The sequence below is a fragment of the Thalassotalea sp. G20_0 genome, from assembly GCF_017744175.1.
Taxonomy (GTDB): Bacteria; Pseudomonadota; Gammaproteobacteria; order Pseudomonadales; family Endozoicomonadaceae; genus Endozoicomonas.
In genome coordinates, this window is sequence record NZ_JAGHQV010000009.1 from 157,475 (window position 1) to 163,994 (window position 6,520).

Below are 6,520 nucleotides of genomic sequence, written 5' to 3' on the forward strand. Positions count from 1 at the left end.
AGTTTCACACTGTTATAAAGTCTTATTAATAAATTACACAATCAAATAAAAAGGCCAGCTCTCAACAGAGCTGGCCTTTCTGGCACAATAGCTTTTAAATCAGAAGCTTAGCCACCAAAATCATCCAGCAGAATGCTCTCAGGCTTTACGCCCTGATCTTCCAGCATCTTGATAACGGCTGCATTCATCATGGGTGGTCCAAACATGAAGAACTCTTAGCCTTCCGGAGCCGGATGATCGTTAGTTATCAAACAGAACCTGATGGATAAAGCCGGTATAGCCGGTCCAGTTATCTTTTGCAGCGGATCGGACAGCGCCAGAGCCAGCTGAAGTTTTCGCTATCTTCGGCCAGCTTATCAAACTCTTCCGGGTAGAACGCTTCACGCAGGGAGCGGGCAACGTACCAAAAAGAGATCTTCCGTTCGGAAGCCAGCCGCTTCAGCTGGTCAAAGATGTGCGAACGCATGGGTGTCATACCACCACCCACGAACACTATTTCATTGTCGGTTTCTTTGGCGAAAAGCTCACCGAACAGCTGGTCATGGAGTAGGCACGAATGGTCTCGTCATCCACCTTGGAAACTTACTGCCACTGGTTAAACTTGTCCCAGTCACCACGGTACTGTTTGGCAACTTCGAAATTTTTGCACTCAACGGAATGAGGAGGGCATTACAGCTGGACGTAGCACCGGCCCGGAAGTTAACTCTTGGGTGTCCTTTATTTCTCTTCCTTTATTTCTCCTTTATTTCTTCTGATATTCAGAGAGTTCAGCAGCGTAACCTGCCAGCGCTCGTCTGAATCCATGTCATTTTTAAGAAACTGCGGTGAACAGAATTACCTCATGGCTTTAGCCAGGCAAGGAAACATCATTAAGAAGGCAGAAGCAGCCGGGCCAGATAAGAAACAAGGGGTTGATCCCGGTAAACCAGCGCCTGTATTGAATGGGTTAGCAGTTCCAGGACGCTCAAAAAGCTGTTGCCCCTGACAAAGGCCCTGGTCGACAGGATCAGCTATCTTTCTGACTGCGGCGGAAGGTATATCCCAATACAGGAGTGTCAATGGTGTCAATGGTGAAAAATAAAAGAGTGTGCGGAGGGCGGAACAAGCCAGCTGTCTACTCAACCCACTTATCATCAAATACAAAAAAGCCCGAAGTATTCACTTATACTGCGGGCTACATATTCTCTGGCGCTCCCAGGAGGATTCGAACCTCCGACCTGCCCCTTAGGAGGGGGCTGCGCTATCCAGCTGTGCCATGGGAGCATGCGTTATCGGACAGATACCAAGGCATACACCTTTACGAACGCGTTTGAAGCGTACTTCATTCACAGTGGATGATCAAGCCTTGGAAGAATAAAGGATTTCTAACTGGCGTAAATTGGCTTAGGGGCTGTCTTTCTCGGGAAACACCATTTCAAGCTGTTGCTCAAAGGCAAGCATTTTTTCGGCGAGACGCTCACTGTCAACTATCAACGTCCCATCAAGGTATGCCTGGCGCAGGCGGCTGACACGATCTTCTGTAGCATTGATAACAAAACTTAGTTTCTTCTCGGAGCCTTCCAAATTCGTACTTGACTCTCGATGCTCTTTATCCATGTTCACTCCTTGAACGATAAGAAATATATTTTTGGTGGCAAGTCGGACATACTGTCACCTCCGATTCAGGCTGTCTACCCATGATGCTTATTATTTTAGTATACAAGTTTCATACCAATTGAGATGATGTAATGACTTCAGAGACCTCACAAACACAACAGTAAACTGATTGCGAGGATATCAATGGGAACGCAGAAAAATCACCAATGGAATAGTAGAGCCTGTTGGAAGATAGACTGCCCTGCTATTGTGCAGTAATAGCAAATTGGCCAATGAGAGGGCAAAGCAAAGATCTGGCAATAATCTACACGACCATTTTCAGCAGAAGATACCTTGCTCGACAACAAGGCTCTCCTGAAACTCAGTTTTAAACCGGCTCTTACTAAAACAGCCGGTTAACAGGCCATCGCTTTCAGCACATCGCAAAAGCCAGGCACCATCAATTTTCCTCCTTTTTTCCTTCTTCTTGCGTGTTTTCGATGATTTCTTCAGGTTCCGCACCTTCATCTGCATCTGCGCCCTGAGTCTCACCTTCAGTCTCCGGAGAATCATTTTTCTCCGGTTCGGCTTGCTCTTCCGCAGCTTCTGCTGCCTCTGAGCCATCACCTATTTGAGCAGACTGGAGCTTATCTGTCATTGATTTAAGCTGTTCCTTTTCATCAGGCTCTTTCGGAGTTCCTTCTGCGTCTGCCGCGCTCTCTTCAGAGCCCGTTTCTTCCACATCACCTGCCCCCTGATCACTCATTTGAGCGTCGGCTTTGGTTTTCTTTACGGTTTTATCACTTATTGAATCACCAACAGACCCTCCTTCTTTTCCTGGTGCTTTGTCTGGCATTTCATTCTTGGTATCCCCTGAGGCCACTGTTACGGTATCTGTTCCAGCTATATTGGAAGAAACGGTTATTGACGCACCATTTGAACCCGGTGGATTTACAGAGGTTGTCAATGGCTGGGTGGTGGCTGGTAAAGATGACAAGCTGTCCATAAATTAAAACCTCTTTTTTCTTTAGTAGACACTTACCATAGACTTTGGCCACCTTTAATTGGTTTCAATGTTTTTTAGATTATTTTCCTCATAATTTGTCAGACATTATTGCTATGATTTTTAACAGGAAATGTAGCTTGCCTGTATTCACTAACAGATATATGCCGATTAACGTTTAAATTCTGCAAATGTGATGAAAGTCATTGTCAACTTGTTGTAATAGTGGACGAGGGTATACGACGGTGACAGATAACAGGATTCTCAACGTTTTATGGTGGCAGCCCCATCCATGGATGCCGCCTTAAACCATTCAGGAGGCTGACCGAGAATAACGCCCGTAGCGAGGATGGCAGAAAATTTCCGACTTTTTAGACCAATTTGCTGCCACCGCAGTAGGGCAATCTATTCTCGGACAGCATCTTAGGTTCTTCTGGAAAAGCCATAGATTCGCCATGCTGGCAGGCAGGCCACCAGAAAACCCAGTAAAAACAGCGACAACAACCAAAGCAGCTGCTCAAAAGGCAGTGCGATGCTGCTCACAACAGGAATCCAGCTCCCCAGGAACAGAGTCGATACTTTATAGATAACAACACCAGAACAAAGAGCAAACAGGATTTGCAGCATAGGTTCTGTCAATGTCAGGGCTGCCAGCTGCCAAGGGCTTACCCCTACCATTCGTAACAGTTCGACTTCCTGTTTTCGCTCGGCAAAACCGGCAGAAAGATTAAAATACATCATCATCAAAGAGAGCAATCCGATGATAAAACTCATGGCCATAAACACATTATTGAGCATTCGCTGATAGTGCCCAAGCTTTTCCAGTTCTATCGAAGGAATCACTACCTCAAGTGGTGTATTGAAGGTTGACTTCAGTTCCTTCTGCACCTTAAAGAGAGAGTGACGATGTCGCAATTTTATCAAAATGAAATTAAGGTGGTCAGTTTTTATGCCATGGGCTTTTCGGATTTTTCGCAGCCCTTCAATAGGAATTAAAATATTACTGTCCAGCGAGGTTCCGGTTTCCATTAAAACCCCCTGAATAATAAATGGCGTTTGATACTCATCTTTTGATGAGGGCGAAAAGCCATTGGCTATCTTCAGGGTTTCTCCGGGCTGATAGTCTGCCGCCAGTCTGGCACCGATAAATGCCGAACGATGATTCCTGAATGCCGTGCCTGATCCACTGCCAATAAAATTAAGGACTTTCAGTTGCAGCGTTTCCATATAACGTGCAGTACTGCCAGTCACTGTATATCCAAGATGACTTTCGTTGGTGGACACCGGCGCAGCCCACTTCACATCCTTCAGGCCAGCAATGGCTTCATAGACATCCCAGGATATCACCGGAGGAGGAGGGCCAATGCGAAAAAGGCTGTAAAGGACAAGATGTGTCGGCTGCGAAGGTGCTCCGACAATCAGGTCTGCACCTGAAGACACCTGTCGTGCATAGGATCGGACAGCTTCATGAATATGGCTGATCACCAGAAGAAGCGCAATGCTGAAAGCAAGAGCCAGAATCGAAATAATTGTGCGTCCGGCTCTCTGACCAAAGCTTCTGCGCATAATCTTCATAATGACCATCGGTTTTCGCGCTCCCTTGCCAGGTTCAAGGTATCCATGTTCACATATCGGTCAAAACCATCAATGCCGTTCTCATCATGGGTGGTACAGATCAGTGTGGCTCCACTTGCACGACATTCATCCTGTAATAGCTGGTAAACGGCTTTCTTCCCCCGGCAATCCATAGCCGAAGCCGGTTCATCCGCCAACACTATTTCAGGGTTGCCGATCAGCGCACGGGCAATGGCAAAGCGCTGCTGTTGACCGGCACTGTATTGTGCAGCATTTTTTGATAGCCGTGACGGGTCTGTTAAGCTGAGCTTGCGAATCAGGCGAATGGCATCCCCGGCTGCCGTTTCAGATTTCCTTTCTGCTTCATACCGCCTTTTCGCTGAGAAATAGCAAGGCAACAAAATGTTATCGAAAGCACTCAGATATGGCACCAGCCGATAATGCTGAAAAATAAACCCGATAGAGTCGGCACGGAGTCTTTCCAGAGATGAGGTGCCAATTTTTCTCATATCATTACCCAGAACCATCAGATCACCACTGTTATAGCGAACAAGCCCCATCAGGGTTCTTAACAGGGTGGTTTTGCCAGAGCCATTCCCGCCTTGAAGGCACACCGTTTCACCAGCATCAATAACCAGCTCCGGAATTCGCAAAACTTCAGTTTCACCAATACTCTGCTCAAGGTCATGAATGGCAACGGCCTGGACATTTGTCATCTTAATATTTCCGCCCTGATAAAGACCCGCAGCCAGGATAAACAACGATCCTGGATTTCATGGTCATGGTTATCGGTCGTCTGCCAATAAAGATAAGCACCTGTAATTGGCTTCCTAGAGACATTTAACAAGCCCCCGTAAAATCGATTTTCAAAGTGACTGAGGGGCTGCCCTATTCAGCGATAGCAATCATCTTTGGAGTGGAGGCAAGACAAGCCGCTTGCGCCAGAAGACCTTGCACATCGACAAGCGTTTTTATGAAGTGGTGATGATTTTCATAATCTGTCATGGCAAACGACAAGCTCATTTCATATTGGAAGAGACTCTGACAGTGAATATTTTGTCCTATACTCGAAGCTGCCAATCATCCAATAACCTGTCTGCTTTATCTGCAATCGCCTTTGGTCATCACTTATGCGTTGACAAACAAAGTGCTACAACGCTTTGCCAAACCGGCTTGAGATACGTTTAATGTTGGCCATGGCATGCAGGCTTAACGAGAAATCCTTACCCGATTAGACGTCAACACTTCCCTAACTTGACACATCCGGAGTTTGATCCATGCCCTTCATCACTCCCCTTAAAACACTAACTCTGTTCATCATCGCCCTTTGTCTTGTTGGCTGCGCCAGTGATGGCCATCTGAACCGGTGGAGCCAATGCGCCCTGATCGGAGCGGGTACCGGCGGTCTTGTTGGCGCTGCAGCCAACAGTAAGAGTTCATCCGACAGTGGTAAATCGGCCGCTTACGGTGCTATTGGTGGCGCCCTGGTCGGTACCGCTATCTGTGCACTGACTGGCAGTGACAGTGATCACGATGGTGTTCCTGATAACAAAGATCACTGCGCAGACACACCCAAAGGCGTAACCGTCGATCACAGTGGCTGCCCGGTAGACTCCGATAATGACGGGGTTCCTGACTACATGGATAAGTGCGCCAATACCCCTTACGGTGTAGCAGTGGATGCTCACGGTTGCCCCGATTCCGACGGAGATGGCGTACCAGACAATATGGATCGCTGCCCCAATACCCCTGTCGATGTGGCGGTTAACCAATATGGCTGCCCGATCGACAGTGATGGGGATGGTGTTCCCGATGACATTGATAAGTGCCCGGATACCCCCGAAGGCATTCCCGTCGATGCGGATGGCTGCCCACTAAAGAGAGAGCTAGGCATGGTTTACTTTGGTTTTGATAAAGCCGACATTGACCCGCCGGGCCTTCAGGCGTTGGACAAAATCGCTGATGTTGCCAAACAACAGTCTGACATTCATCTGACAGCTGTTGGTTACACCGATTCAACCGGCCCGCTGGAACACAACCGAAAACTGGCACTGCGCAGGGCTGAAAGTGTCAAAAAATACCTGGAAGACCGTGGCGTCAGTGGCAATCGCATCAAAGCAGTGGCCGGTGGTGTACTGGAGAGCGGAGATCAAACCAGAGAAGGCCGAAGAAACAACCGTCACGTGACCATCACCATTGAAGGGTAACCTTCATTCTCAGGGTAGAAATTAAGCGCCTACTCCTCTCTTCGGCAAGTTAAAGATGGAACCACGAAGGACACGAAGAGCACGAAGGAAAAGAATAGCTCTTCTTTGTGCTCTTCGTGTCCTTCGTGGTTCCATCCGAAACCCCAATGAAAATGGAGGG

The 6,520-nt window shown here is 47.6% G+C and carries 6 protein-coding genes, 1 tRNA gene and 1 pseudogene; 1 reads left to right on the top strand and 7 read right to left on the bottom strand.

Annotated features, from left to right (window positions below; genetic code table 11):
- Nucleotides 1–107 precede the first annotated feature (107 nt).
- The 7 genes and pseudogenes from J7438_RS27630 to J7438_RS08035 all read right to left on the bottom strand — a co-directional run.
- Nucleotides 108–666, bottom strand: a pseudogene (locus J7438_RS27630) (NADH:ubiquinone reductase (Na(+)-transporting) subunit F); the annotation flags it as partial.
- A 520-nt stretch (nt 667–1,186) separates the two neighbouring features.
- Nucleotides 1,187–1,263, bottom strand: a tRNA-Arg gene (locus J7438_RS08010).
- Nucleotides 1,264–1,383: 120 nt separating this feature from the next.
- A complete protein-coding gene (locus J7438_RS08015) occupies nt 1,384–1,596 on the bottom strand; it encodes a flagellar biosynthesis anti-sigma factor FlgM (RefSeq protein WP_209276139.1) in 213 nt (70 codons plus the stop codon).
- 439 nt (nt 1,597–2,035) lie between these two features.
- On the bottom strand, nt 2,036–2,581 hold the full coding sequence (locus J7438_RS08020) for a hypothetical protein (RefSeq protein WP_209276140.1): 546 nt from the start codon (nt 2,579–2,581) through the stop codon (nt 2,036–2,038).
- Between the two features lie 420 nt (nt 2,582–3,001).
- A complete protein-coding gene (locus J7438_RS08025) occupies nt 3,002–4,144 on the bottom strand; it encodes an ABC transporter permease (RefSeq protein ID WP_209203284.1) in 1,143 nt (380 codons plus the stop codon).
- Between the two features lie 5 nt (nt 4,145–4,149).
- A complete protein-coding gene (locus J7438_RS08030; protein WP_209203283.1) occupies nt 4,150–4,869 on the bottom strand; it encodes an ATP-binding cassette domain-containing protein in 720 nt (239 codons plus the stop codon).
- A 172-nt stretch (nt 4,870–5,041) separates the two neighbouring features.
- The gene (locus J7438_RS08035; protein ID WP_209203282.1) at nt 5,042–5,233 is read right to left on the bottom strand and encodes a hypothetical protein; all 192 of its coding nucleotides are present in this window, start codon (nt 5,231–5,233) and stop codon (nt 5,042–5,044) included.
- A gap of 197 nt (nt 5,234–5,430) precedes the next feature.
- Here J7438_RS08035 and J7438_RS08040 point away from each other — a divergent pair, with 197 nt between their 5' ends.
- Complete coding sequence (locus J7438_RS08040; RefSeq protein WP_209276141.1) at nt 5,431–6,360, top strand: OmpA family protein; 930 nt, start codon at nt 5,431–5,433, stop codon at nt 6,358–6,360.
- Nucleotides 6,361–6,520 lie beyond the last annotated feature (160 nt).